General features: G+C 32.8%; 24 protein-coding genes. 6 read left to right on the plus strand and 18 right to left on the minus strand.

The features are described from left to right. Window positions 1–28 precede the first annotated feature (28 nt). From BTO05_RS04910 to BTO05_RS04925, 4 genes are read left to right on the plus strand one after another with little or no spacing between them, the layout of a single operon-like run. Window positions 29–826 (plus strand): TrmH family RNA methyltransferase, encoded by a 798-nt coding sequence (locus BTO05_RS04910; RefSeq protein ID WP_087491587.1) that lies wholly within the window; start codon window positions 29–31, stop codon window positions 824–826. A gap of 8 nt (window positions 827–834) precedes the next feature. After that, window positions 835–2070 (plus strand): M48 family metallopeptidase, encoded by a 1236-nt coding sequence (locus BTO05_RS04915; protein WP_087491588.1) that lies wholly within the window; start codon window positions 835–837, stop codon window positions 2068–2070. A 27-nt stretch (window positions 2071–2097) separates the two neighbouring features. After that, window positions 2098–2784, plus strand: a complete 687-nt coding sequence (locus BTO05_RS04920) for a hypothetical protein (protein ID WP_087491589.1) — start codon at window positions 2098–2100, stop codon at window positions 2782–2784. 1 nt (window position 2785) lies between these two features. Further along, on the plus strand, window positions 2786–3550 hold the full coding sequence (locus BTO05_RS04925) for a M15 family metallopeptidase (RefSeq protein WP_087491590.1): 765 nt from the start codon (window positions 2786–2788) through the stop codon (window positions 3548–3550). Here the strand turns inward: BTO05_RS04925 and BTO05_RS04930 are convergent. From BTO05_RS04930 to rimO, 6 genes are all read right to left on the minus strand, one after another. Beyond that, a complete protein-coding gene (locus BTO05_RS04930; protein ID WP_157662542.1) occupies window positions 3547–4254 on the minus strand; it encodes a hypothetical protein in 708 nt (235 codons plus the stop codon). The genes BTO05_RS04925 and BTO05_RS04930 overlap by 4 nt on opposite strands. Beyond that, complete coding sequence (locus BTO05_RS04935; protein ID WP_157662543.1) at window positions 4251–9833, minus strand: T9SS type A sorting domain-containing protein; 5583 nt, start codon at window positions 9831–9833, stop codon at window positions 4251–4253. The genes BTO05_RS04930 and BTO05_RS04935 overlap by 4 nt, the downstream gene beginning before the upstream one ends. Window positions 9834–9865: 32 nt before the next feature. Beyond that, a complete protein-coding gene (locus tag BTO05_RS04940; RefSeq protein ID WP_087491593.1) occupies window positions 9866–12322 on the minus strand; it encodes a hypothetical protein in 2457 nt (818 codons plus the stop codon). A 26-nt stretch (window positions 12323–12348) separates the two neighbouring features. Further along, window positions 12349–12861, minus strand: coding sequence for a T9SS type A sorting domain-containing protein (locus BTO05_RS04945; RefSeq protein WP_087491594.1), 513 nt, complete (start codon window positions 12859–12861; stop codon window positions 12349–12351). Window positions 12862–12965: 104 nt separating this feature from the next. Next, window positions 12966–13616 carry an outer membrane beta-barrel protein gene (locus BTO05_RS04950; protein WP_157662544.1) on the minus strand — a complete coding sequence of 217 codons (651 nt, stop codon included), beginning with the start codon at window positions 13614–13616 and terminating at the stop codon, window positions 12966–12968. Between the two features lie 332 nt (window positions 13617–13948). Then, window positions 13949–15253 (minus strand): 30S ribosomal protein S12 methylthiotransferase RimO, encoded by a 1305-nt coding sequence (gene rimO, locus BTO05_RS04955; protein WP_087491596.1) that lies wholly within the window; start codon window positions 15251–15253, stop codon window positions 13949–13951. A gap of 173 nt (window positions 15254–15426) precedes the next feature. Here rimO and BTO05_RS04960 point away from each other — a divergent pair, with 173 nt between their 5' ends. Next, window positions 15427–16440 (plus strand): serine hydrolase domain-containing protein, encoded by a 1014-nt coding sequence (locus tag BTO05_RS04960; protein WP_232459781.1) that lies wholly within the window; start codon window positions 15427–15429, stop codon window positions 16438–16440. Here BTO05_RS04960 and BTO05_RS04965 read toward each other — a convergent pair. The 9 genes from BTO05_RS04965 to BTO05_RS05005 all read right to left on the minus strand — a co-directional run bounded on the left by BTO05_RS04965 (window position 16437) and on the right by BTO05_RS05005 (window position 23085). Next, window positions 16437–18110, minus strand: a complete 1674-nt coding sequence (locus BTO05_RS04965) for an amidase family protein (protein WP_087491598.1) — start codon at window positions 18108–18110, stop codon at window positions 16437–16439. The two genes, BTO05_RS04960 and BTO05_RS04965, sit on opposite strands and share 4 nt — an antisense overlap. Before the next feature lie 103 nt (window positions 18111–18213). Continuing rightward, window positions 18214–19188: a signal recognition particle-docking protein FtsY gene (gene ftsY, locus BTO05_RS04970; protein WP_087491599.1), complete on the minus strand. Its 975-nt coding sequence runs from the start codon at window positions 19186–19188 to the stop codon at window positions 18214–18216. Between the two features lie 140 nt (window positions 19189–19328). Continuing rightward, window positions 19329–19481 carry a DUF4295 domain-containing protein gene (locus tag BTO05_RS04975; protein ID WP_087491600.1) on the minus strand — a complete coding sequence of 51 codons (153 nt, stop codon included), beginning with the start codon at window positions 19479–19481 and terminating at the stop codon, window positions 19329–19331. A gap of 12 nt (window positions 19482–19493) precedes the next feature. After that, the gene (rpmG, locus tag BTO05_RS04980; RefSeq protein WP_008271040.1) at window positions 19494–19676 is read right to left on the minus strand and encodes a 50S ribosomal protein L33; all 183 of its coding nucleotides are present in this window, start codon (window positions 19674–19676) and stop codon (window positions 19494–19496) included. A gap of 26 nt (window positions 19677–19702) precedes the next feature. After that, window positions 19703–19939, minus strand: a complete 237-nt coding sequence (gene rpmB, locus BTO05_RS04985; RefSeq protein WP_087491601.1) for a 50S ribosomal protein L28 — start codon at window positions 19937–19939, stop codon at window positions 19703–19705. 160 nt (window positions 19940–20099) lie between these two features. Next, window positions 20100–21350, minus strand: coding sequence for a competence/damage-inducible protein A (locus BTO05_RS04990; RefSeq protein ID WP_087491602.1), 1251 nt, complete (start codon window positions 21348–21350; stop codon window positions 20100–20102). Between the two features lie 3 nt (window positions 21351–21353). Continuing rightward, window positions 21354–21695, minus strand: a complete 342-nt coding sequence (locus BTO05_RS04995) for an Hpt domain-containing protein (RefSeq protein WP_087491603.1) — start codon at window positions 21693–21695, stop codon at window positions 21354–21356. Further along, window positions 21696–22307, minus strand: coding sequence for a fumarylacetoacetate hydrolase family protein (locus tag BTO05_RS05000; RefSeq protein ID WP_087491604.1), 612 nt, complete (start codon window positions 22305–22307; stop codon window positions 21696–21698). Window position 22308: 1 nt separating this feature from the next. Further along, window positions 22309–23085, minus strand: coding sequence for a 3'-5' exonuclease (locus BTO05_RS05005; RefSeq protein WP_087491605.1), 777 nt, complete (start codon window positions 23083–23085; stop codon window positions 22309–22311). A 244-nt stretch (window positions 23086–23329) separates the two neighbouring features. Here BTO05_RS05005 and BTO05_RS05010 point away from each other — a divergent pair, with 244 nt between their 5' ends. Continuing rightward, window positions 23330–23968 carry a suppressor of fused domain protein gene (locus BTO05_RS05010; RefSeq protein ID WP_157662545.1) on the plus strand — a complete coding sequence of 213 codons (639 nt, stop codon included), beginning with the start codon at window positions 23330–23332 and terminating at the stop codon, window positions 23966–23968. Window positions 23969–24167: 199 nt separating this feature from the next. On the opposite strand, the gene BTO05_RS05015 is transcribed toward BTO05_RS05010, so the two are convergent. The 3 genes from BTO05_RS05015 to BTO05_RS05025 form a co-directional block, all read right to left on the minus strand. Next, the gene (locus tag BTO05_RS05015; protein ID WP_087491607.1) at window positions 24168–25496 is read right to left on the minus strand and encodes a dihydrolipoamide acetyltransferase family protein; all 1329 of its coding nucleotides are present in this window, start codon (window positions 25494–25496) and stop codon (window positions 24168–24170) included. A gap of 118 nt (window positions 25497–25614) precedes the next feature. Then, window positions 25615–26235 (minus strand): HAD family hydrolase, encoded by a 621-nt coding sequence (locus BTO05_RS05020; RefSeq protein ID WP_087491608.1) that lies wholly within the window; start codon window positions 26233–26235, stop codon window positions 25615–25617. Next, window positions 26228–26800: a phosphoribosyltransferase gene (locus tag BTO05_RS05025; protein WP_087491609.1), complete on the minus strand. Its 573-nt coding sequence runs from the start codon at window positions 26798–26800 to the stop codon at window positions 26228–26230. The genes BTO05_RS05020 and BTO05_RS05025 overlap by 8 nt, the downstream gene beginning before the upstream one ends. Window positions 26801–26809: the final 9 nt, after the last annotated feature.

A 26809-nucleotide genomic window follows, 5' to 3' on the forward strand; every position in this document is an offset into this window, starting at 1 on the left:
TGTAAAATTACATTACTTTTGCTACTATATGCACAAATCTATTACAAGTCCGCAAAATCCATTTATAAAACAGCTTATTAAGTTGAAAGATAAATCTCGAGAACGTAAAAAAACGGGACAATTTTTACTCGAAGGCAAACGCGAATTATCACTTGCTATTAAAGGTGGATATACTATTGAAACACTACTCTACTTTCCAGATCTGTTTTCAGAAAGTGAGGCGAAAGCTATGGAGCATTACACAATAGAAATTATTGAAATTTCGAAAGAAGTATTTCAGAAATTAGCATACCGTAGTACAACCGAAGGCGTTATTGCTGTCGGAAAAACAAAACCACACACACTCGAAGAGTTAAAACTAACATCTAAAAATCCTTTGATTTTAGTTGCTGAAGCTCCTGAAAAACCAGGGAATATTGGTGCTTTACTTAGGACTGCAGATGCTGCAAACGTTGATGCCGTGATTATTGCCAATCCTAAATCAGATATTTATAATCCAAATATCATACGTTCTAGTGTTGGTTGTGTTTTTACAACAGAGATTGCCGCTGCAAGTAGTAAAGACGTTATTACCTATTTACAGAAATACAATTTTAATATTTTTAGCGCCATCCTCCAGGAATCCGAGCCATATCACACACAAGATTACACATTACCAACAGCGATTGTTGTTGGTACAGAAGCTACTGGATTAACACAAGAATGGCGTGATGCTGCAACACAAAACATAAGTATCCCAATGCAAGGCGTTATAGACTCTATGAATGTTTCTGTGGCTGCTGGTATTTTGATTTTTGAAGCCAAAAGGCAGCGTGATTTTAAATAATTTTATAAATGAATTCAGAAATTCTTTTTTACATTATTATAGGCATTATTATTATCAATTTTATAAAAGATAAAGTACTAGATGCCTTAAATGCAAAACATTTTAATGATAAAATACCAGACGAGCTAGTCGATGTGTTTGATGAAGATGCTTATAAGAAATCACAAGACTATAAAGCGGTTAATTATAAGTTTGGGATTTGGTCATCTCTATTCTCATTAGTTATAACTCTTGGATTTCTATTTCTAGATGGATTTGAATATGTTGACACTATTGCTAGAAGTTATTCTGAAAATTCTATTATAGTCGCACTATTGTTTTTTGGAATTATTATGATTGCTAGTGACATTATCACCACACCATTCGCTTATTACAAAACTTTTATTATTGAAGAAAAATTTGGTTTCAATAAAACAACAAAAACAACTTTTGTATTAGATAAAATTAAAGGATTACTAATGATGTCTATTGTTGGAGGTGGCATACTATCCTTAATAGTTTGGTTTTATGAGCTAGCTGGCCCACAATTTTGGTTGTATGCATGGGCTTTGGTTACCTTTTTTACGGTATTTATGAATATGTTTTATTCGCGATTAATAGTACCATTATTCAATAAACAAACACCTTTAGAAGATGGAGATTTGAGAGACAAAATTTCTAACTATGCCAATTCTGTTGGTTTTAGTTTAAAAAAAATATTTGTTATCGATGGCTCAAAACGAAGTACAAAAGCCAATGCCTATTTTTCTGGATTTGGTAGCGAAAAAAGAGTGACACTTTTTGACACATTAATTAATGATTTAGATGAAGAAGAAATTGTTTCTGTATTAGCTCATGAAGTTGGGCATTATAAACAAAAGCACATTATTTTTAATTTATTCGCTTCAATACTATTGACGGGATTAACGCTGTATATTCTCTCTATCTTTATTTCTAACCCATTACTATCAAATGCAATTGGTGTAGAAACTGCTAGTTTTCATGTTGGTCTAGTCGCATTTGGATTACTCTACTCACCTATCTCTGAAATAACTGGGCTTATCATGAATTATTTCTCACGTAAATTTGAGTATCAGGCCGATGATTATGCAAAGAAAACTTACAAAGCCGAGCCTTTAATTACTTCTTTGAAAAAGTTATCTAAAAACAGCTTAAGTAATCTGACGCCTCATAAAGCTTATGTTTTTATGCATTATTCGCATCCCACACTTTTAGAAAGAATTAAGAATCTAAGCCTTAAGTAATCTTATCTTTACATTACAAATTAAGGTATGGCGCAAACAGTAATTGTTTCATTTTTTAAATACAAAGGCCGAAAGAATAAGTGGCAAGCTTTAGGCAGAATGGGACGTCCACCAATATCTAAAAAGAAAATTAAAGGCTTGACATTTTGGAGACCGTTTGGTGCAGGAAGTGGCAACGGTTTTTCAATATGGCCAGATTGGTCATTGTTTGGATTACTTACCGTTTTTAATTCTGAAGATGAAGCAAACGACTTTTTAGATTCTGACGTTATTTCAGAATATACTGATACTGCATCAGGTTTTAGCCATATTTTGATGCATTCCATAAAAGCTCATGGCGAATGGAGTAAACAAAATCCATTTATTTCAGAAGTTAAATACGACCCATCTAAACCCATAGCTGTGATTACAAGAGCTACAATAAAACCAAAATTAGCCTATAAATTTTGGCGATATGTACCATCAGTTTCTAAATCGATGAATGGACACGACGGTTTAATATTCTCAAAAGGTATTGGCGAATGGCCGATTTTTATGCAAGCTACATTCTCGTTTTGGAAAGAAGGTCAACACATGATGGATTATGCCTATAAAAATAAAAAGCACGCAGATATGGTAACTAAAACAAGAGAATTAGGTTGGTATTCTGAAGAATTATTTTCGCGTTTTCATCCGTTTGACATTAAAGGAAGTTTGATTGATTTTGAAATTTAGTATGAAAAAAAGTGCTTTATTAATCCTTATCCTTTTGTCAGTTTCGTGTATTGACAGACATAAAACCAAAATTGCTGTCGTTGAAACTAGTGAAATCAAAACAGATACTATCATTGAACAACCAAAGCTTGAAAACGATTTTCTTTTAGGGAGATTTGATTATAAGTCACATCCTGAATTTGCTAAAGTCGCCTCTGAATTTTCTTCTAAAACACTATATCTTCAAAAAGAAACCTATGCCGCATTTTTGAAGATGCAAAAAGCTGCAAAAGCAGATGGTGTCAATCTAACTATTATATCCGGCTCAAGAAATTTCGCTGAACAAAAAGCTATTTGGAACAGAAAATGGAAACGCTATAATAGTCTAACACCAATTGAGCGTACTAAAAAGATTTTAGAATATAGTTCAATGCCATCGACTTCTAGACATCATTGGGGAACAGATATGGATTTAAATAATTTATCGAATTCTTATTTTGCTTCAGGAACAGGAAAAAGAATCTATGGCTGGTTAACTAAAAACGCAAATAGCTATGGTTTTTACCAAGTTTATAATGACAAAACAAAGGGTAGAACAGGTTATAACCTAGAACGCTGGCATTGGTCTTATTTACCTTTGGCTTCAAAATATTTAACCGCTTACAATTCGCAAATCACCTATCAGAATATTTTAGATTTTGAAGGCTCAGAATATGCAGAACAGGTGAAAGTGATTGAAGAGTTTGTGAATGGGATTTCGATAAAAGCAAAAAACTACGTCAATTAATTTTGAACTTCAAACTGGTAAACATCAGTTTCTGAAGTGTTTCCTTCTGCATCTTTAGTTTCTACTTTCCAATAATAAATTGTTCCTGGTATTACTGATACCGTCAAATTGTTTGTACTAGTATCACTAGTGTTTAAATCTGGTGGATTAGTACTTCCGAAGTAAACGTCATAACCAACTATATCATCATCTACATCACTTCCGTTCCATTGCAAATTTACAGAGTTGGTTGTTGCTATAGTTTCTGCCATCATTGGAGAAACTATTTCGGCCTGAAATGGCGCATAGGTTTGTATTGCTTCACCTTCGTTATAAAAATTCCAAATTTCACTTAGGTAAATTTCATTTTGATACACATAAGAAACAGACCATCTAAAAGCATCTGCACGATTTATGGTTACAGGAAAAATAAAATCTTCGGTTTGAAATTCTGAAACAGTGCTTGTAGACAAATTTTCGACTGTGAGTGTATAGCTTTGAGCGTTATTATTTGTTGTCCATTCAAAAAGAACCGTACTTGTAGTAGGTGTTACGTTTGTACCTTCAGTACACAGAGAATTTTCAAACGGAAAAATTAACTGTACTGCTTCGACCTCATCTGGGATTTCTCCGCTTGGAATCATTGTATTTATATTATCATCTGTAGTGTCTTTACATCCTAGTATAAAAACCATAAAACAAATTATTGCTATTATTTTTTTCATTGCTTGATAATTTTATAAGTAGAAACTCTAGTTTTTGATTGTATAGAAATGATATATAAACCAGCATCAATGTTATTGGTGTTAATGTCTAGCTGTTGCTCTTCGGCAAAATAAGTCTTATTATAAACCAGTTTTCCTACCATAGAATAGATATTGACCGTTATATTTTCGTCTAATACAACATTGTTAATCTTTAAAATATTTGTGAAAGGATTTGGCGAAACAACAAAGTCTTTTGTATTAAATATAACCTCTTCAAAAACGCCTTGACAGTCTAAATCTGTACTAACTCTTAACGTGTTTATTCCTTCTTTTAAATCAAGTACAAGTGCTGGATTAAATGTCGTAAAGGTTTCGTTATTAAACTCGATATTATAACTGATACTACCAGACATATCCAGAGCAATTCTACTTCCTGAAGCTACCCTACTTGAAAAAACTTCTAGAGCATTTGGTTCTGTAATAACTATGGTATAACATACTTCGTAATCTGGCCATTCTTCGATAGTTATACACATTTCGTAGGTACCAGCCAAAAGATTAAGTATGTCAATATCATTTGTAAAATTATATTCTTGAAAGAAATCGTTCCCAGTTAAGGTCACGGTATACGCATATAGCTGCTGCGAAACAATATTTATGTGACCGTCATTAGCATTTTGACATGTTTCACTTAAAATAGAAATCGCAAAATTATTATTAGACAAATCAGGAAATGGACAGCCAAATAAATCTACTGGTGTACCAAAAATGGTGCCCGGGCATTGGTCATCTACATTAGGAACGCCATCATTATCTGCATCTATACAAACCACTTGGTAAGCAGCTGTATTATCTATATTCCAATTATCATAGAAGCCATCAAAGTTATTAAGTACAGCAGGTGGATTATCTACAAGAACACAAGCTAAATCTGGATTATCAGTAGCGTTAAAAGTTTGAATGTTTTGGTTATTTCCATTCTGTAAATTAAGTTGATCTGCAATAAAAGCGTTAGACTGACAAAACAAAACAGTAAGATTTATGTTTTGAGTTACACTTAAACTACTTATAAAATTAACGTTACAGTTTAATTCCTCTAAATTAATAAGCGTATCAACATTAAGCGCTGTAAGTGAATTATTGGAAACGTCGATATTTACAAGGCCCGTATTTGAAGTAAGGTTTAATGTAGCTAATTGATTATTTGGGAAATTTAAAAGTGTAAGGTTGGTATTATTAGAAACGTCAAGCGTTGTTACCTGATTATTTGAAGCTTCTAAGAGTTCAAGGCTATTATTATCAATAAGATTAATAGTAGTTAATTGATTATCAGAAATATTAAGATCAACTAAATTTGATAGATTTGAAATATCAAGGTCTTGGAGTAGATTCATTGAAGCATTCAAATTTATTAAAGCTGTATTATTACTTAAATCTGCCAGAGTAACACTATTAATTTCAAAATCTAAATCTGTCAAAGCTATGAAATCCTCAATACCTGTTAAGTCTGAAATTGCTTGTTCACTTATATCTAAATTTGTAATACTGTTTATATTTTGTGTTGGCACATAATCGTCTAAAGTACCAGAATCAAAACCAGAATTTATTAGAAATTGTTCAAAATTATCATCGGGTACAAACGTCTGACCATAAAAGCAATCTACTGCAAAATCCACATCTGTATCTACGAGCCATGTTGCTCCAGCTGGCACTGTCCCTGTATCGGTTTCAATACAATCTAAATTTGGATTGTTCTGGGCATCTAAATTTAGTAATATATCATTTTGTGTATTTTTTACAGTTAGCACCTCTAAAAGATTAGAACTGCAATAAATATCAGTTACAAGTTGATTTTGTTGAAAATCAAGCTCTGTTATAGTATTTTCTTCACAATTAAAAACTTCTAAGGATGGTATTTCACTTGGTAGAAAACTCGTAAATAAGTTATTTGAAATATTTAAATTAGAAAGATTTATGTTACTATCTAGATCAAGATTACTAATAGAGTTGTTTGAACAATTTAGTGTTGAAAGGTTTAAATTATTTGACACATCTAAGCTTAAAAATTGATTATTGGACACGTTTAAATCTATCAAATTATCATTATTACTGAGGTCGATTGTTGACAAATTATTAGTAGAGACATTGAGTGTTTCTAGAGCTGCGAAATCTTCAACACCTATTAAGTCTGTAATAGCATTTCCGCTAACATCTAAAGTCAATAAACCTTCTATATTTGCAGTTAACACATAATCATTTAAAGGAGCGACATCTAAACCTAAATCGATAAGTGCTTGTTCAAAATTATCGTCTGGGACAAAGGTTTCGCCAAAATTACAGTCTTCATTATATTCTGTAAAACTATCTTTTTGCCAACCTGTACCAATAAAACTAATATCATCTATTTGAATACAATCTAAGTTGGGATTTGAAGTTGTATTAAGTAACGTAATGTCTGGGTTTATTCCATTCTGAAGATTTACACCTTCAAATAAATTATTAGAAATATTAATAGAAATACTGTTAGGACAAAATTCTGTTTGGTCGGGTTGTGCCGTACAAGCAGAAATGGCAAATGTGGTTAAATCTAGATTGCCCTCAATTTGATTACTGCTAGCATTTAAGGTTTTTAAACTTCCTAAATTAGCTGATAAAACTAAGCTTACTAACTGGTTTGAGCTAAAATCAGCTTCAATAAGATTGCTGTTATTACTTAAATCTAACGTGGTAAGTTGATTATTTGATAAAGCCAAGTATTTAAGAGTAACATTAGTATTTAGAATTAATTGTTGTAAATCATTAAAGCTAACGTCAATATTTTCTATAAGTGTATTGGATGTTACATCTAATTGAGTAAGACTATTTTGAGATGCAAATAGCTCTACTAAATTTACATTATTAACCAAATCAATTGTTGTCAATTGATTAATCAAAAAGTTTAACACTTCTAAGCTTGTATTTCCGCTTACATCAAGTTGGTTTAACGTATTAGAACTACAATTAAGTGTAATTAGTCCTTGATAATTAGTTATATCAAAAGCTGACAAATCGTTATTTGCACAATTTAAATTTATCAATGTTGTATTTGGGCTAGCAGATGTTACTAAATTATTTATTTGGTTATTACTGCAGTCTAAATTTTTTAAATCAGCATTTGCACTGATATCAAGATTTGTTAAACTATTATTAGAAACAAAAGCACCTGTTAAAAGTATATTATTAGTTAGGTCAAGTGTTGATATATTATTATCTGAACAATCTAAGGTTAAAAGATTATCAAGTTGCGTTGTATCTAAATTTTCTATGTTATTTCCTGCGCAAAACAAATCTGTTATATTTACTGAATCATTAATATTTAATACATCTATAGCATTAGAATTACAATTTATACGCTTTAAAAACAATAGTTCACTAACATCTAAGTCTTCTAAAAAATTCCCATTACAGTCTAACTCTTCAAGTAATTTAAAATCTTTTATGCCTGTTAAATCCAAAATACTTGAATCACTGATATTCAAAATTTGAATTTGCTCAATATTTGAAGTTAGTACTACGCCATCTATTACTGTATCTAAATCTAAATCTATCAGAGCCTGTTCAAAAAATGTATCTGGTATTGTTGTAAAACGGCTATTTTCACAGTCGCCATTATAATCTGCAATATCATCTTTTTGCCATGTCATAGGAATATTCGCCAAAATGGCGTCATCAACATTGATACAAAATAATCTTGGATTAATAGTAGCATTAAATGTTGTTAGTAAATTATTATTTCCGTTTTTAATATTTAAAGTTTCTATTAAATTGTCGTTACAAAGCAATGACGTTAAATTGATATTTGCTGTCAGGTTAAGCGATTCAATTTGATTATTAGAAGCATCTAAAATTGAAATTGCAGTATTGTTTTCAAGGTTTAAAACTGATAGCATATTACCTGAACAGTTTAAATTACCAAGCATTGCAAAATCTTCGATACCAGTTAGGTCTGCAATTGCAAGATTTGAAACATCTAAATCGGTTAGACTAGAAATATCTACTGTAGGTACAAAGTTATTAAGTGTACCATCCGTATCAATACCTTGATCTATGAGATATTGTTCAAAATTATCATCAGGAATATAAGTACCACAATCTAAATTGTATGATGCAGAAGCATCTTTTAGCCAACCAGCTGCAGCATCAGAAAAAGCCGCATCATCAACTTGTATACAAAACAAGTTAGCGTTATTTGTTGCATCAAAAGCCATTATTGCAACATTATTACCGTTAGCTAAGCTAAGCGCAAATAAATTATTATTACTGCAAGAAATACTTGAAAGTACTGTATTTAATGTTAGATTTAAATTTTCTATTTGATTAAAAGAACAATCTAAAACTTCTAAAAGTGTGTTATTCTGTAAATTTAAATTTATAAAAATATTACCTGAACAATTTAAAGTATTTAAAGCTACGTTATTGCTTACATCTAATTCTGATAAATTATTATTTGAAACATTTAACTGAAGTAGTGCTGTATTATTTGAAAGATCTAGTTTTTCAAATACATTAGTATCGTCATCTATATCTGTTAAATTATTGTCTGAAACATTTAGTTGAAGTAATGCGGTATTATTTGAAACATCTAGTTGTTCTATACTATTGCTACTGATGTCTAAATTTTCAAGGGCAATGAAATCTTCGATACCTTCTAAACTTAAAATACTAGAATTAGAAACATCTAAATCGGTTAGTGTGCTAATATTCATTCTAAGCACAAAATTGTCTAATACATCATCAAGACCCTGATTAATGAGTGCTTGCTCAAAATTATCATCTGGTACGTAGGTAAAAATATCGACACAAGCCACATCACTGAAATAAGTAAAATCGTCTATGACCCATCCGTTTGGTGTAAAACCAGTATCAATTTGAATACAAAATAAATCTGAGTTACCAGAAGAGTCAAAGAATATTAATAAATCGTTGAAACCATTTGCAACGACCAAATCATTTAAATTATTACGAGATACATTAATTGTTGAAGAACCTTGACATAAGGTTGGCGGATTTGTTTGTGGATTTGGGCAAGCAACAGTATTTATATTTGTTAAATCTAAACTTGTCAATATATTATTTGAAGCATCAAGATTTTTTAAAACTGTATTTGTTGATAAATTTAAGATACTAATTTGGTTAGATGAACAAAATAAACTTTCTAGGTTTGTATTGTTACTTACAATCAATTCTCCAGTAATTCTATTATTAGAAACATTTAGTAAGGTTAAATTAGCATTATTAGAAACATCTACTTGTTCTACCCTATTATTATTACAAACTAAGACTTCTAAGCCCGTAAAATCCTCAATTCCAGTAAGGTCTGATATATCTAAATCTACAAGATTTAATGTTGTTACATCAGATATCCTATCTGTAGGTACAAAACCATCAACCATACCATCACCCATACTATTTGCGTCACCTATGATTACTACAGCCCCATCAGCTGAATGTGTTTCTAAATAATTCTCAAAATTAGTATCTGGTATAGCTGTTTGTGCTTGTACTACAAAACAGCAAAAGAACGTTGTAAAAATTAAGAATTGGAATCTCTTTTTCATAATACGATTTTGCATTAAATCTTAGATTATTCTTAATTTTTTGATTGATTCATTACTTCTTTATGGTAATGAAGCTGTTTGTCTAATTTCTTTTTTAAGGCATCTTTAAGCTTTGATTTGAATGCTGCATCTTCTCTTAGTTTTTTCCAAACAAAATGTTTTTTCGTATCAACACCTTCATCTTGCATACTCTTTTCAGCTAATAATAAACCATTTTCTACATCAGCATCCGTTATTTCGTAATAAATAATATCATCTTCAATATTATAATTTCTCCCATCTGACGAGACGCCACTATTTGCTATATCCGAATCAGCAGGTACTGTATTTCCGTTTTCAATAGCAGTAATTCTACTTAATGTTTTTTCTAAAACGTTTTTAAGCTCATCTATTTCATTTTGTTGCTGTGAAATCTGATTTTCTAATTTTTCAATAAAATGACTTGTATCATTAGCGTTTAATCCAACAGCAACATTAACATAATTAAAACCTGGTTTTGATTTAACAGCTTCCCAAGCTACACCAACTATATTTTTTATATCACTTGAAGTAATTTGATTTGGTGATATAGCTTTACCAAACCCATCATTATTTCCACTTGGGACAATATAATCACCGATATTAACTAAACCATAAACTTTTACTGGTACTTGACCCATAAAAGCCACTTTTTCGTAATTTTTCTCAAGATGTGGTTGGGGCAAAGCTCCTAAAACTGCTGGTTTATATGAGATTACCATCTTTCTTTGGTTATTATCTGTATTTTTAGAAATTTTACCACCGTTGGCACTCACAATATCTCCGTAAGACATGGCCTCATTGAGGTTTTCTCTTAATAAATACTCAGCATAATCTCCAGCACCTGAAGCATAAGATACACCTTTGAAACGTTGTTTATGGTAATTATAAACATCAAGATTTCTGAAAGCAAAAGCTTCATTTGCTATTGCTGCAAGTTCTTTAAGTACTTCTAATGCTAAAATTGCAATATCTCCTGCTATTGGGGATGGTCCAGGCGATACTACACAAGCTCCAAAACCAACACAAGGTCTAACATCTGCCGAAGAACTAACAAGCTCTATGCCCGCAACTACAACGTCAACTGTTTGCCATACTAAATCTAAAGTAGCATCAACTTGATCATATTTTAGTGCTAACAAATCCATATTATAATCAGCATTGTTAACAAATTCACTTTCATCTGTTTCTCCTTCAATTCGTCCCCACATCATTGGTGCACCAGTATAACTTGCTACGGTTTCGTATGATGTTGTATTCCCTGCCGGAACATCATCTGTAGTTGGCACCTCGAAAAAATCTATTCCTATTTCATTAAAAAGACCTACAATTCCATCTGAAATATCTCCACCATTATAGGCTGGTTCTCTTAAGGCAGTACTTGGAGGTGTATCGTCCCAAAATGAAATAAAGTTATTTTTATTTGTTGTATCAGTTCCATTAATTTTAATGGCTATCCCTTGGTCTGCACCTTCAACTAATAATGGATAGGAATTGATGTTTTTATCATCATTTGTAAATCCTTGAAAATCTTGGTCTGCTAATGTAGATGCAATCCTTACTTGTTGGTTAGAGTCAATATCAACACTTCCGTTTAAACTGGTCGATTCTGTTACTGTCAAATCTGTTGCAGTTAAATCTCCAAAACCAGCTTCGCCATTTACTGTTAAATTTTCTAATGTCGTATCACCAAGTACGTCTAAAGTACTCTGTAAACTAGTAGCCCCAACGACATCTAAAGTACTTCCTAAGTTAGTGACATCTGCAACAACTAAAGTGCTACCTAAACTTGTAGCTCCTAGAACATCTAATGTTCCATCTAGGTTACTATTACCACCAACTTGTAAATCTCCAGATAAATCTGTAGGGTTGTTTCCTGTAACGCTCAAAGAATTATTAATACTGGTTTCTCCATCTACATTCAATGTACCTGTTAGGTTGGTTGCATTTCCATTATTAACATCCAATGAACTATTTAAATTTGTTGGGTTTTCGACTTGGAGCTCGCCATTTAAAAAGGTATTGCCATCAACAGTTAATGTGCCAGATGCCGTAATATCTCTATGTGATGCATAAGGAAGAAACGTCAACTCTTCAACACTAATAAGTGAAAAATCACTCCCTGCTTCAAAATCTATTTCAACCTTTAAGAGTTTTGTTTCTCCATCCCAATTTATAGTTCTAAATGCATCATTATCCTTACCTATTACAACATTAACTCGACCAAACTCATCAGTATCCGTAAATACAATTTCTTGGAACTCTGCAGGGTTTTGATCATTATCGCCATTGATTATTGAAAACCTAATAGCGATAGATGTACTTGGTAAAAAATTACCTGAAGAATCTACACCAGGCAAATCCGTAGCACTTGGATTTATAATCACAGCTTGATAGGTTAAACCGTCTGTCTGTGAAAAAACTTGAGAGGTTAAGCATAGAATAAATGCTAGAGTAATTATTCTTTTCATAATTAGTGATTTTAAAATTTAAATATTTAGATTTTAATAAGCTTTGTATTAAAGCTTTTATTTTTCGATGTAACTTTTAGAAAATAGGTTCCCTTTTGTATGTGTCCCAATTGTAAATTAATGGTCTGTGAAGCAGTATGTTTATCTGAGTATATTAGTTTACCTAAAACATCAAAAAGTTGGATATTCACATTATTCTTAATAATGCTTGAAAACGAAATATTTATGTCTCGGGTAAATGGGTTAGGATGAACTTTAGCATTTAAGTTTACAGTTGTATTTACAGTTGAGTTTAAATTTTCTAAAGGCTGCTGGTAACCTTGTCTAACAATGTAACCGTTACTACTTGAGTGTGTACCAATAACGCTAGCCTGCCCGACACTTTGGCTTACTAAATATGTTCCGTTTGCTGTAGCTACTGTCGTCGATGAACCAGCAGTACCTAAGTTAGAACTTATAATTCTATACTCAGATATAGTTTGCCCAGAAACACTATTCATAAAGCAAAAAAATGAGATTATTTGTAAAAATGTTTTCATATTATTTTGGTTTTTTACTCTGCTGTAATTTTATCCAATGTATTACTTAATCTTTATCGTCTTTAGAGATTAATAATTTGTCCACCTTTTATCTACTAAAATTCTCAATACCCGAAATCACAATTACAATTAGGTAGATTAATTATAAAACCTATACCAAATTGGTGCGCATTTAAGTTTAATGATTCTGATGTATCTCCTGAATTTATCAAAGCTGTTTTTCCATAACTATAAACTGCCGTAATTGCTGCATATCGTGATAATGGATATTGCATCTCTAAACCACCTCTAAAAAACAAAATGGTGTTATTGAATTCTTCTTCTCCAACTAGATTAAAAACTCTATTATTTATTGTTTGATTCCCTCTAACTAAAAACTCTGGTGATACATTAAGATTTGCCAAAAATGTAAGGTCATTAAGTTGGAATAATTGAATACCTAAACCTGCCTTGAGTCCTAAATAAGAAACATCCCACTCAAAGAAATTATCAATAGTATTTGCACTACCAATAGCACCGTAACTATTATAACTTGCTCCCAATGACAAAAACAATGTCTTAGCAGGATTGATACTTTGCCTGTAACCCATGCCATAATAGACGTTTGATGTAGATAATAAATTATCTAATGGCTGGCCTTGCGAGTTTTCATAGTCAAATGAAGACAGAGTCGAACCAATTTCGAAATAGAGTTGTTGACTCGAACATAAATTTACTGATAGTAATATCAGTAAAAAAAACACATAATTTTTCACCCTTTTTATTTTTGTTGCGAACGAAGGTAGTTTTTAAAATTAACTTATGAAACAAAAAATATAATATCCACCTTTTGTTCAACTTGCTTTAAAGCTTGTCCACCACTTGTCCTCTTACTTTATTTTTTATTGACAGTATTTCAAAACAAGTTTACGAAGTCATTAAAATAATGACCCTTAAATTTTGTGGTGTCTTGCACTGGTTAAGTCAATAGGTTTCCAGATGCAAGCCGCTGCAAAAGTTATTTAACCAATAAAAAAGTAATGGCAATTATTATAATCTATAAATTGTTAAGCGCAATTATTAAGGGTAGACAAAAATCTGCTATTAATTAAGAAATCACTTCGCCGTACAAATCAAAATCCTCTGCTTCAATAACTTTAATTGTTGCAAACTCACCAGTTTTTAAATAAGTTTTAGTAGCATCAATGCGGACTTCGTTGTCTACATCTGGAGAGTCAAACTCGGTACGCCCAATAAAGTATTCGCCTTCTTTTCTATCGATAACTACCTTAAATTCTTGACCTATTTTCTGCTGATTCAATTCCCACGAAATCTGAGATTGGATTTCCATAATCTGGTTTGCTCTGTCGATTTTAACGTCTTCAGGAACATCATCTTCAAGGTTGTAAGCATGTGTGTTTTCTTCATGAGAATAAGTAAAACATCCTAAACGCTCAAAACGCATCTCCTTTACCCAATCTCTGAGTGTTTCAAAATCTTCTTGCGTTTCACCTGGATAACCAACAATCAATGTCGTTCTGATAGTCATTTCAGGAACTTTAGCTCTAAATTCCTTGAGAAGTTTCGTTGTTTTCTCTTTAGTGGTTCCGCGACGCATACTCTTTAATATAGAATCAGAAATGTGTTGTAACGGGATATCTAAATAATTACAAATCTTTGGTTCACGTTTCATGATGTCTAAAACGTCCATCGGAAAACCAGTTGGAAATGCGTAGTGCAAGCGGACCCAATCAATACCATCTACTTTTACTAAGTTTTCAAGAAGTTCAGCAAGGTTTCGCTTTTTATATAAATCTAAACCGTAATAGGTTAAATCTTGAGCAATAAGTATTAATTCCTTGACGCCGTTTGCAGCTAGTTTTTCAGCTTCAGTCACTAAATCTTCAATAGGTGTTGATTTATGCTTACCACGCATTAATGGAATTGCACAAAAACTACATGGTCTGTCACAACCTTCAGCAATCTTTAAATAGGCGTAGTTTTTTGGTGTTGTCGTTAGACGTTCGCCAATTAATTCGTGCTTATAATCTGCGCCCAAAGCCTTTAATAAACCCGGTAATTCCGTAGTACCAAAATACTGGTCTACGTTTGGGATTTCCTTTTGTAAATCTGGTTTATATCGCTCACTTAAACAACCTGTAACAAAAACCTTATCTACATCGCCATCTTCCTTTTTTTGCATGTAATGCAATATGGTATTTACACTCTCTTCTTTGGCATTATTTATAAAACCACAAGTATTAATAACAACTACATTTCCTTCTTGTTCGTGAACAACGTCCTTACCACTAGCCTTCAATTGGCCCATCAATACCTCACTGTCGTAAACATTTTTACTACAACCAAGGGTTACAACATTTATTCTGTTCTTCTTAAGAGTTTTTGTACGCATAGTCTTTTAAATCAGCATGCAAAGATACATAATGATTTAAGATTTTAGTCTTATAAAATTAAACCTTTATTATATTCGTCAGTCCAATTAAAAACCTATTTATAAAACGCATGAGAACCAACTTTATGTTTTTTGTCCTAATATCGCTACTTTCATGTAGCTCTACAAAAAACATGTCTGAAATTCCGACAAATGACAATTCGGACACTTACTTCCCACCTTTAAATTCTGATTCATGGGAAACTATATCTACCAATGAACTTGAATGGGATGAGGATGCAAAAGTAGATTTATTCGATTTTCTCGAAAATTCGAATACTGAAAGTTTTATTGTGCTTCATGAAGGTAAAATTGTTATAGAATCCTACTTTAATGGTGCTAATGCCTTTACAAACAATCCATGGTTTTCTGCAGGAAAAACATTAACAGCATTCACACTTGGAATTGCCGAACAAGAAGAATACTTAGATATCAATGAAGCTTCAAATTTATATTTAGGTACTAATTGGAGTAGCTTATCTTCTGACCAAGAAAATGCGATTACTGTAAAAAACCATGTAACGATGACTACCGGCTTAGATTACTCAGCAGATTTTGCATGTACTGACCCAGAATGTTTAACATTTTTAAATACTCCCGATTCATTTTGGTATTACCATAATGCACCATATACTCTAACACAATCAATCATTTCTGGAGCTATAAATTCAGATCTTAATTCATATTTCAATACAAAGCTTAGAGATAAAATTGGTATGCAAGGTACATGGATACCTTTTGGATTTAATAAATTTTACTTCAGCAATGCAAGAAGTATGGCTAGGTTTGGACTTTTGTGTTATAACAAAGGTATCTGGGATAACACAGAAATTTTAAATGAAACTTACTTTAATAACATGACAAACACCTCGCAGAATTTAAATCCTGCTTATGGGTATTTGTGGTGGTTAAACGGAAAATCATCATATATTTTACCCAGCTCATCATCTTCTTTTAGCGGAAAATTAATACCAAATGCACCTGATGATTTAATTGCTGGACTCGGTGCAAACGACCAAAAATTGTATGTTGTTCCTAGTAAAAAACTAGTAATCATTCGCATAGGTGGCAACGGTGACGAAGGTCAATTAGGCCCATCTAGTTATGACAACACATTATGGCAAAAAATTTCAGCTATGATTGATTAATTATAATTCTTTGGTGCTACTCTTTCATTTGATGCTTGTTCATAAACATAAGCCCATTCTAACAATTGCTTTTCACGCAAACGACCAGAAATAAAGGTTAGTCCCATTGGTCTACCGTTATCCTGATAACCCATTGGTACAGTTAATGCAGGATATTCTGCTACTGCTGCAAAACCAGCATGATAATTATTTATAGATAAAAACCCATCTAAACTTTGAGCTCGCATAGGCTTATCAAAATATGCTCTACCATTTGTTTTTAAAGTATCTTGAATTTTAGCTAAGAAATCCGCATCGCCTTTATCATTAGCTATGCCTTTAAATAAATTTTGACCGTAAGGCATTGCTGTTAATGAATCTTTTAGATTGAAGGCCATAAAATCCTCAATCGTTCGCATTTTAATGTCTTTATTAGCGCAACCTTCCATATAAGCAGGTAAGTCTTTCTTCATATCAAGATTTAAAAGACGAAGAAAGTTAGGCAACCCTAATTTTTCTTCTTCTATCTCAATGATTATAGCGCCTTGCGCTTTTAATACTCCAAGTGCTTTTGTATATAAAGAATCTTCTAACAATCGTTTTGGTGCACCAAAACGTTTTCCATTTACACTAGCAGATTTAATATTCTCATAATAAAAACCATTATCTAAAAGAGGATCTATTGTTTTTGAATCTGCTGAATCTGTTCCGAAAATAGCATCTAATAAGATGGCATTATCTTCTACCGTTCTTGTTATTGGTCCTGCTGTATCTAAAGTTGAAGAAATTGGTACTACACCAGTACGACTGACTAAACCAATAGTAGGCTTTAATCCTACTGCCGAGTTGCTACTTGCTGGCGATAATATTGAACCTGATGTCTCACTACCTATTGCTGCAGCACAAAAATTTGCTGAAACTGAAACACCGCTACCAGAGCTAGAACCTCCTGTATCTATGATACGTCTACCATAAGGGTTTAATGTTTGTCCACCAACAGCCGAATAGCCACTTGGGCAATCACCACAAAAGAAATATGCCCATTCGCTAAGGTTAGCTTTTCCTAAAATTAATGCGCCTTTTGATTTCAGTTGCTTTACTAAAAAAGCATCTCCAGTTTTGTTATTTAATAATGCTGTTGCTCCTGCTGTAGTTACCATTCCGTCAGCATTTACATTATCTTTTAAAAGAATTGGCATACCAAAAATAGGATGCATACCTTCTTCAAACTCTAGGCCATCAGCTTCTTTAGCTTGCTCTATAACACTTGGATTGATAGATATTACAGAATTTAATGACAAATCATTTTCTCTATCAAACTTTCTGATTCGGAATAAATAAAATTTGGTTAGTTGTTCGTAATTAAACTTGCCTTCTGAAATGTGTTTTTGCAAACTAGAAATATCAGCTTCAAGAATTAAAGGCTTCAATTTATTATAATTGGCTTCTGTAAAATCTGTCATCTGTGAGTTGATACCTTCCCAGATTTGTGCCTTTGTAATTACTTTAGAATCTAGAACTTTAAACTCTCTGAAATCCTTGGTAGAGATAGCACTTAAATCGTCATCTGTATTAGTATTATCTACAACAGTTTCGGATTCACTAATTGGTGTTCGTGGCTCGTTGGAGTTCGGAGCATCTTTACAAGAAAAAACAAATAATAATAAAAGAAGTGTAATGTATCTAGACATGGTTCGTATTTTTTATAAAAATACGAAAAAGATATACTCTAATTAAACGAAAAGACCTCGCAATTTTAGAACTGCGAGGCCTATAATTTGATATTTTTTATATCTATTTAAAGAAACTATCTACAAACTCATATTTATTAAAAACTTGTAAATCTTCAATACCTTCTCCTACGCCAATATATTTTACAGGAATTTGAAATTGGTCACTAATACCAATCACTACACCGCCTTTGGCAGTACCGTCAAGTTTAGTAACAGCTAACGATGTTACTTCTGTCGCAGCAGTAAACTGTTTGGCTTGCTCAAAAGCGTTTTGACCAGTCGAACCATCTAATACTAAAAGTACGTCGTGTGGTGCATCGCCAACAACTTTTTGCATAACGCGCTTTACCTTGGTTAACTCATTCATTAAGTTAATCTTATTGTGTAAACGTCCGGCAGTATCAATAATAATAACATCAGCATCTTGATTAACACCAGATTCTAATGCGTCAAAAGCTACAGATGCTGGGTCACTACCCATTTCTTGTCTAATCATCGGTACATCTACTCGGTCTGCCCATACTTGTAATTGATCAATGGCTGCTGCTCTAAAAGTATCTGCAGCTCCGAGGACAACTTTTAAGCCTTGTTTTTTAAACTGATAAGCCAACTTACCAATAGTTGTTGTTTTACCAACACCATTAACACCAACAACCATTAACACGTAAGGTGTTTTTTGACCATTATCTTGTTTTGGTAATTGTGGAATTGTATAATGGGTTTCTTCTCCAGAATTAGTTTCAGAAAGTAAACCTGCGATTTCTTCACGAAGGATTTTATTAAGTTCTGAAGTTCCTAAGTATTTGTCTTTAGATACACGCTCTTCAATACGCTCTATAACCTTAAGTGTTGTATTAACCCCAACATCACTAGTAACTAAGATTTCTTCTAAGTTATCTAAAACATCGTCATCGACTTTAGATTTACCAGCTACAGCTTTGTTTAATTTATTAAAGAATGACGATTTAGATTTCTCTAAACCTTTATCTAGGGTTTCCTTTTTTTCTGAGGAAAATATTTTTTTGAAAAAACTCATGTAAAATTAATTTCTATTCAGAGTACAACAATCTTGCCTTTTGAATACTACTGCTAAGTTGTCAGACATCGTCCAAATATAGCCATAAAAAAACTGCTTTCAAATGAAAGCAGTTTTATAAATATTGTGTGTTTTAGCGCTTATTTTTTCGCTAAAAAATCTTTGACAAATTCTGGTGCCATTACTGACTCCACAAATGTGTAAGCTCCTGTTTTCGGAGATTTCACCATTTTGATAGCTTTTGTCAAACGCTTTGATCCTGTTTGTAAGGATGCTACTGATTTCTTTGCCATAATTTCTGTGGATTATTTGATTTCTTTATGAACAGTCATACGCTTAAGGATAGGATTAAATTTCTTAATCTCCATACGGTCTGGCGTGTTCTTTTTGTTCTTTGTAGTAATATATCTTGAAGTTCCTGGCTGACCAGAAGCTTTGTGCTCTGTACACTCTAAGATGACTTGTATTCTATTTCCTTTTTTTGCCATTGTAAATTGACTTTAGCTTTATGCTATTATTTGTAAAATCCTTTTGCTCTAGCTTCTTTTAATGCTGCAGAGATACCAATCTTGTTGATAGTCTTTAATGCAGATGTAGAAACCTTTAATGTTACCCACTTATCTTCCTCAGGAATGTAGAAACGCTTCTTTACTAAATTAGCGTCAAACTTGCGTTTTGTTTTATTCATGGCGTGAGATACATTGTTCCCAACCATTGCTTTTTTCCCAGTAAGTTCACAAACTCTTGACATTGTATTCTTTCTTTAGGTATTTGTATTTTTCGTTGTTTTCTTGCCTAAATCCCTGATTTACATGCAACTGTTAAGCATAATGAGTTACAATTAATCTTAAGATATTTTTTAACAAGGGTGCAAATTTAGTAAATCTTTACATTTTGACCAATAGAAAGCGTTATTTATTTACGATTTCTTTTTGTAGCATTTCAAAGGCTTTATTTGTTGCCTTTTTAATGGTCTTTTCTCTTTGGTTTGAAAACTTAAAAACTTCGGCATAAGCCTTATCTTTTGTAGCTATACCAATCCATACAGTACCAACTTCTGCATCTGCATCTCCTTTTGATGGGCCAGCATTACCAGTAGTACTTATAGCATAGTCTGTTTTGTATAAATCTAAGACACCTTTTGCCATAGCTTTAGCCACATCTTCACTAACCACAGAGTGCTTATCTATAACATCTTCAGAAACTCCGAGAATATCAATTTTAGATTTGGTTATATAAGTTACTACACTGCCTTTAAAGTACTTTGAAGCACCAGCATTAGCTGTTATGGCTTGGGCTATACTTCCGCCTGTGCAACTCTCTGCTACTGCAATTGATTTTCCTAGCTTAGATAATTGATTTCCAATTATTGCTTCTAAAGACAAATGGTCTTCTTCAAAACCAACAAAAACATCATCAATATAAGGCAGTAATAATTGAACTTGCTTATCTATTTCTGCTTCAACCACAGATTTATCCATAGCTTTTGCAGACAACCTTAATCGTACACGACCCAAATTAGGTAAATAGGCTAATTTGATAAACTCTGGAAGATTCTCTTCAAACGTTTCTATTCTATCAGCAATAGCACTTTCACCCAAACCATAAGTCAGTAATGTTTTGTGTTTTATATATGGAAATTTGAAACGTTTACGTAATTCTGGAAGTACCTCATTAGTAATCAAGGCTTTCATTTCGTAAGGTACACCAGGTAACGAAATAAAGATTTTTCCGTTTTTTTCTAACCACATTCCTGGTGCAGTTCCAAATCTATTGGTTAGTACTTTACATTTTGAAGGCACTAATGCTTGTGTTTTATTACTCGCAAGAATTGGGCGCTTTATATATTTTTTGAAAATATTTTCGACATGGGCTAAAACCTCAGCATTTTCTATTAATGTGTCGTCAAAATATTCGCAAAGTGTATGTTTTGTAATATCGTCTTTTGTAGGTCCTAAACCACCAGTGATGATAATGATATCAGCATTTTCTTCAGCTTCTTTTAAGGCTTTTAAAATATGAGATTTCTCATCTTGAATAGATGTGATTTGGTAAACCGAAACACCAATTTTATTGAGTTCCTTACCTAAAAAAGCAGAATTTGTATCTACGATTTGCCCGATGAGAATTTCATCGCCAATGGTGATAATTTCGGCATTCATAATTTACAGACCAAAATCTTTTTTGATTTCATTGACTGTGTTTTCTACAGCAGTCAGTAAAATCTGAAGCGGTTCTGAGACGTCATTATTAGTTTGCTCAAACTTACCCCAATCTTGTACCAAAATCAGCTCGTCATAAACGCCAAGCTCAAACAAATCGATAGTCGGCTTCATCTTATGTGCCGCTTGATAGGTTTCTTTATAATCTTTTGCTGGTACTGAGTTGCGTAAACGCTCTGCATCTTCAGGAACTTCTTCTAAAAAAGCAGCTGCTAATGCAGCAACGAAATCTTCGTCATTATCTGCAAGCTCTCTTACGCGATCTAATTTATAGTGTTCTGGCATTTATTTTACTTTAATTGAGAAAACTTCTTCGTCTTCTATATAACCTTGCAATTTGTCGTTTGCAAAAACTTTGCCAACTCCTGCTGGTGTTCCTGTAAAGATAATGTCTCCAATCTTTAAAGTGAAATATTTTGAGACATATTCGATAAGTTCATCAACTTTCCAGAGCATTAATTCTGTATTTGCAGACTGCACAATGTTATCGTTCTTTTTTAAACTAAAATTTATAGTATTGATATCCTGAAACTTAGACTTAGGCAACCACTTTCCTATAACTGCTGCACCATCAAAAGCTTTGGCTTTTTCCCAAGGTAATCCTTTTGCTTTTAATTGTGCTTGGAGGTCACGTGCCGTAAAATCGATACCTAAACCTACCTCATCGTAATATTTATGTGCAAATTTTTTGGCTATATGTTTACCTACTTTATTGATTTTTACCAAAACTTCGACTTCGTGATGAACGTCGTCTGAAAACTCTGGAATAAAAAAAGGTTGCTTCTTTAGTAATATCGAAGTATCCGGTTTTAAGAATACAACTGGGTCAGTTGGGCGTTCGTTTTCGAGTTCTTTGATATGGTCAGTATAATTACGACCGATGCAAATTAATTTCATACTAACCTAACTTATTATTAAACTGACTTAACTTAATTGCTGTTAATACCTTTTTGGTATATAACGGAAAATCTGCATTGAGTAACCACCCAAAATAACCTGGCTCTTTTTCTAATACATCCAAAACGCGTTTTCCTTTGTGCTTACCAAAAGAAAAACACTCTTCACCTTCTTTGTTATATGCAATAAAACCTGCAAAATCGGCAAACTTTTTACGAGAGCTAAACTCTGCTAAGAAATTAGCATCATTTTCTAAGTCATCGTAGCGGTCTAATTGTGCTTTTAAAACCTCATAAGTGGCTTTGGTATCCGCTTCTGCACTATGTGCATTATCCAAACTCTTATCGCAATAAAACTTATAGGCAGCCGATAATGTACGTTGCTCCATTTTGTGAAATATGGTTTGCACATCTATAGATTGGCGATTTTTCATATCAAAATCTACATCGGCACGAAGCATCTCTTCTGCCAATAAAGGAATATCGAAACGGTTGCTGTTAAAACCTCCTAAATCTGAATCCTTAATCATATTATGAACTTCCTTAGCTAACTCATTAAACGTTGGTGCATCTATGACATCTGCATCCGAAATCCCATGAACTGCAGTCACTTCTGCTGGAATAGGAATTGTCGGATTTACCTTTTTGGTATAGGTTTCTTCTTTGCCATCTGGGTAGACTTTTAGGATAGAAATCTCTACGATACGGTCTTTGGAAATATTAATACCTGTGGTTTCTAAATCGAAAAAACAAACAGGTTTATTAAGGTTGAGTTGCATAGATTTTGTTTTGAAAACCAAAGGTAATTAGAATTCAAACAATACCCCAATCCTAAACTTGACTTTCGATTTTTAAAACACTAACTTCGTTTAACGCTTGATAAAAAACATTGAAACGATTTTTATCAGTGGAACATTGCCAGTAATATTGAAGAACCGAAATCGAATGAAAATAATCAAGTATAAAACGATATTACTGATTTTAATTTCAACTTTCGCATATTCCCAAAAGAACGAGAAAAAAATGAATAAAAACGTCCCAAACAGTGTTGAAATAGTTGACAATCATTTAGACCAATTTTTTGACAAAAACGCTGACATAAAAGTATTTGACGAAATAGAATCTGAAATAATTCACAGAGATGTTTACTTTATAAAAGCTACTGAAGATAGACCTTATCATATTTTATTGAGTTGCGGAATGAGTGCTTTACCAATGAAAGTACCTGAAGATATTGAATCATCTGAATTTGCAGAAGTAATGATATTGTTGCCAAAAGAGTGGAATTTGGAATATGAATCTTACAGTGATGAGCGGAATTATTGGCCAATTAGAATTATGAAAGAATTAATGATGCTTCCACACCCAAATAAAACTTGGTTAGGATTTGGACACACTCTCGGACACGAAGATGACGAAGAACTTGCTGATGGAATTGGTTTTAATTCTGTAATGTTGGCTCATTCAATGGAGTTATCTGACGAGTTTACTCAAATCGAATTGGAGAATAATAAATCAATTGATATTTATACAATCATTCCGCTTTATAAAGAAGAGTTAGAATTTAAAAAGAAAAATAGTGCAATGGACTTACTTGAGAGATTTGACAAATTTGGAATTGAGGAAATTGTAAAAGTTGGAAGAAAAAATGTATGTGAATAAAATACTACTGGCAACAATGTATAACCGCAATTACGGCGGATTCGACTACGTCCGAATCCACTCGGAATTGCGAGCGTCAGTTATTAATCGAAAAATAGTAACTTAAAAACCGTAACTGACGGTTATACGAGACCGTTAAACGAAACAAAAAAAACACAGTTCAAAAACTGTGCTTTTTCAATATATAAAATTGGTATTATTATATCTCTCTATCCATATCCCAAGACTCTAAATAGTCTTTGACCGCTTTTACAAACTGTCCACCAAGTGCACCATTTACAACACGGTGGTCGTAAGAGTGAGATAAGAACATACGGTAACGGATACCAATAAAATCGCCTTCTGGTGTTTCGATAACCGCTGGTACTTTACGTATGGCTCCTAAAGCCAAAATACCTACTTGTGGCTGGTTAATAATTGGTGTACCCATAATACTACCAAATGTACCTACGTTAGTTACGGTATATGTACCACCTTGTATATCGTCTGGGTTTAGTTTTGCTAAACGCGCTCTGTTGGCTAAGTCATTAACCTTTTTAGCCATTCCTAAAAGATTCAATTGGTCTGCATCTTTTATTACTGGTACTATTAAGTTTCCATCTGGTAAAGCTGCTGCCATACCTAAGTTAATGTGTTTCTTTTTGACAATACTATCGCCTTGTACAGAGATATTCATCATTGGGAAGTCACGCAATGCTTTTGCAACAGCTTCCATAAATATTGGTGTAAAAGTTAAGTTTTCGCCTTCACGCTTTTTAAAGCTGTCTTTATATTTTTTACGCCAGTTCCAAATGTTAGTGACATCGGCTTCTATAAACGATTGTACATGTGCAGACGTTTGTACAGAATCGACCATATGCTTGGCTACTAATTTGCCCATACGACTCATTTCTAGGATTTCGTCATCTCCAGAAGCTACTATTGGAGCTGCTTTCTTTTCCACAGGTTTAGCTGCACCTTGTGTTGCGGCTACTGCTGTTTTTTGAGCTGTGTCTTGACTTGGCGCAGGTGCTGAACTACGTGATTTTAAATACGACTTAATATCGTTTTTAGTAACACGACCGTCTTTTCCTGTTCCAGAAATTGTATCTAATTCGGTTTGAGAAATACCTTCTTGCTTGGCTATATTTTTTACTAATGGTGAGTAAAAACGCTCTCCTGTAGATTCTATTGGCGCTACAGTTTCTTTAGCTGCAGTTACAGATTGAGCAACTTCGGCAACCTCTTTTACAGCTTCTGCTTTTGGTGCTTCAGCGGCAGGAGCTTTTACCTCTACAGTGTCACCACCTTCAGTTTCAATTACAGCTATAGTTTGTCCAACTTGTACAACGGCATCAACATCAAATAATTTTTCGACTAGTATACCATCTACTTCACTTGGTACTTCACTATCTACCTTGTCTGTTGCAATTTCTAAAACAGCTTCATCTGCTTCAATAGTTTCACCAACTTCTTTAAGCCATGAGGTTATGGTTGCTTCTGCAACACTTTCTCCCATTTTAGGTAACTTTAGTTCAAACTTTGCCATATCTATAATTTGGTAGTCGTTATTTCGTAATCGAATGCAAAATTAATAAAAAAACAGATATTTTACTGTCAATTCACTAAATATTAATCAAAATTTAGCATTCGTAATATCGGTTAAACTACTTTGTTTTTCGCACTTCAAAATTAATCAAATTCTCTTTTAGCCAGTTAGAAAATTTAGTATTTGGATTAATAATTATATTCTTTTTTGCGATTTTGATAATTGGTACATCGTCTATATGGTCTGTAATAAAGACATCTACAGACTTAAGATTGTTCTTTTTAAAATAATCCAGAAGGTTTTCTTTCTTTCGGTCTCTAAGATTTTCAAAGTCTGAAGTAAATCCATTTTCTGGAATATCAGTTGCCAAACAGACATCAAACCCTTCAGTCTTTGCAATATGTGTTGCATAACAACTTGGTGCAGCTGTGGCCAATATTTTGATATCAAAAGAAGTATCTGAAATTTCTTTTAATTCGTTTTTATGCTTTGATAATTTAGAAATGAAATCGGTGTAATCAATATCCAAATTTCTGATTATCAACAAAACTCGATATTTCATTTTGGCGTGAGATATTAGATTAAAGAGACGTTGCATGATTACAATTATTAATGGCAAAAACCGAAAAATAGCAACTCTAATAAAAAAGTACTTCACTAAAAAAAATAAAAACTCATGAAACGTATTTCTATCATATAACGTTCCGTCCAAATCTACGACCAACACTTTTTTAGTCATGGCGTTTGGTTTTGTAGTCTAATGACCATGGAAAACGCACCAGTGTGTTTTTAAACATATAATAATCTGGATCAATAATTGAATGAGAACTTGTCCATGAAATAACTGCAGTTTTAATCTCTGAATTCGGAAACTGTTGTTGTAATGATTGTATAACGGATTTAATGGTAATACCTGAATCTAATGCATCATCGAGAATTAAAATAGTATTTACGGCTTCAGGCTTTGACTTTATTATAATCTCTAAATCTGATTGAATTTCTTTTAGTTTTCTATTAAGATTCAAGCGGTGTTCCATGCGTCTTAAACCATCTAAAAGTGTGCTTGGAGTAGCTTTTAAATACTTCTGCAGAAAACTTCTTTTCTTTATGCTTTTTGTTGAATCTCTTTGCAATTTTACAGTTGTAAATTCAATATTTGGCTTAGCTGTTTTTTTAAACTCTTCTAAGACAAATCCACCACCATTTAAAATACCAACCACAACATCTGGTTTGATATCTACCATTGAAAATAGCTTCTCACAATTTTGTTGAAAAGCAATTTTATGTAGTGTTGTGACTTTCAAAATTGAAGA

The organism is Winogradskyella sp. PC-19 (assembly GCF_002163855.1).
In the GTDB taxonomy this organism is placed as follows: domain Bacteria; phylum Bacteroidota; class Bacteroidia; order Flavobacteriales; family Flavobacteriaceae; genus Winogradskyella.

What these genes read in the sequence shown, in the direction of transcription:
- BTO05_RS04910 (WP_087491587.1), top strand. Translation starts at nt 29, where the DNA reads ATGCACAAATCTATTACAAGTCCGCAAAATCCATTTATAAAACAGCTT.
- BTO05_RS04915 (WP_087491588.1), top strand. Translation starts at nt 835, where the DNA reads ATGAATTCAGAAATTCTTTTTTACATTATTATAGGCATTATTATTATC.
- BTO05_RS04920 (WP_087491589.1), top strand. Translation starts at nt 2,098, where the DNA reads ATGGCGCAAACAGTAATTGTTTCATTTTTTAAATACAAAGGCCGAAAG.
- BTO05_RS04925 (WP_087491590.1), top strand. Translation starts at nt 2,786, where the DNA reads ATGAAAAAAAGTGCTTTATTAATCCTTATCCTTTTGTCAGTTTCGTGT.
- BTO05_RS04930 (WP_157662542.1), bottom strand. Translation starts at nt 4,254, where the DNA reads ATGAAAAAAATAATAGCAATAATTTGTTTTATGGTTTTTATACTAGGA.
- BTO05_RS04935 (WP_157662543.1), bottom strand. Translation starts at nt 9,833, where the DNA reads ATGAAAAAGAGATTCCAATTCTTAATTTTTACAACGTTCTTTTGCTGT.
- BTO05_RS04940 (WP_087491593.1), bottom strand. Translation starts at nt 12,322, where the DNA reads ATGAAAAGAATAATTACTCTAGCATTTATTCTATGCTTAACCTCTCAA.
- BTO05_RS04945 (WP_087491594.1), bottom strand. Translation starts at nt 12,861, where the DNA reads ATGAAAACATTTTTACAAATAATCTCATTTTTTTGCTTTATGAATAGT.
- rimO (WP_087491596.1), bottom strand. Translation starts at nt 15,253, where the DNA reads ATGCGTACAAAAACTCTTAAGAAGAACAGAATAAATGTTGTAACCCTT.
- BTO05_RS04960 (WP_232459781.1), top strand. Translation starts at nt 15,427, where the DNA reads ATGTCTGAAATTCCGACAAATGACAATTCGGACACTTACTTCCCACCT.
- BTO05_RS04965 (WP_087491598.1), bottom strand. Translation starts at nt 18,110, where the DNA reads ATGTCTAGATACATTACACTTCTTTTATTATTATTTGTTTTTTCTTGT.
- ftsY (WP_087491599.1), bottom strand. Translation starts at nt 19,188, where the DNA reads ATGAGTTTTTTCAAAAAAATATTTTCCTCAGAAAAAAAGGAAACCCTA.
- BTO05_RS04975 (WP_087491600.1), bottom strand. Translation starts at nt 19,481, where the DNA reads ATGGCAAAGAAATCAGTAGCATCCTTACAAACAGGATCAAAGCGTTTG.
- rpmG (WP_008271040.1), bottom strand. Translation starts at nt 19,676, where the DNA reads ATGGCAAAAAAAGGAAATAGAATACAAGTCATCTTAGAGTGTACAGAG.
- rpmB (WP_087491601.1), bottom strand. Translation starts at nt 19,939, where the DNA reads ATGTCAAGAGTTTGTGAACTTACTGGGAAAAAAGCAATGGTTGGGAAC.
- BTO05_RS04990 (WP_087491602.1), bottom strand. Translation starts at nt 21,350, where the DNA reads ATGAATGCCGAAATTATCACCATTGGCGATGAAATTCTCATCGGGCAA.
- BTO05_RS04995 (WP_087491603.1), bottom strand. Translation starts at nt 21,695, where the DNA reads ATGCCAGAACACTATAAATTAGATCGCGTAAGAGAGCTTGCAGATAAT.
- BTO05_RS05000 (WP_087491604.1), bottom strand. Translation starts at nt 22,307, where the DNA reads ATGAAATTAATTTGCATCGGTCGTAATTATACTGACCATATCAAAGAA.
- BTO05_RS05005 (WP_087491605.1), bottom strand. Translation starts at nt 23,085, where the DNA reads ATGCAACTCAACCTTAATAAACCTGTTTGTTTTTTCGATTTAGAAACC.
- BTO05_RS05010 (WP_157662545.1), top strand. Translation starts at nt 23,330, where the DNA reads ATGAATAAAAACGTCCCAAACAGTGTTGAAATAGTTGACAATCATTTA.
- BTO05_RS05015 (WP_087491607.1), bottom strand. Translation starts at nt 25,496, where the DNA reads ATGGCAAAGTTTGAACTAAAGTTACCTAAAATGGGAGAAAGTGTTGCA.
- BTO05_RS05020 (WP_087491608.1), bottom strand. Translation starts at nt 26,235, where the DNA reads ATGACTAAAAAAGTGTTGGTCGTAGATTTGGACGGAACGTTATATGAT.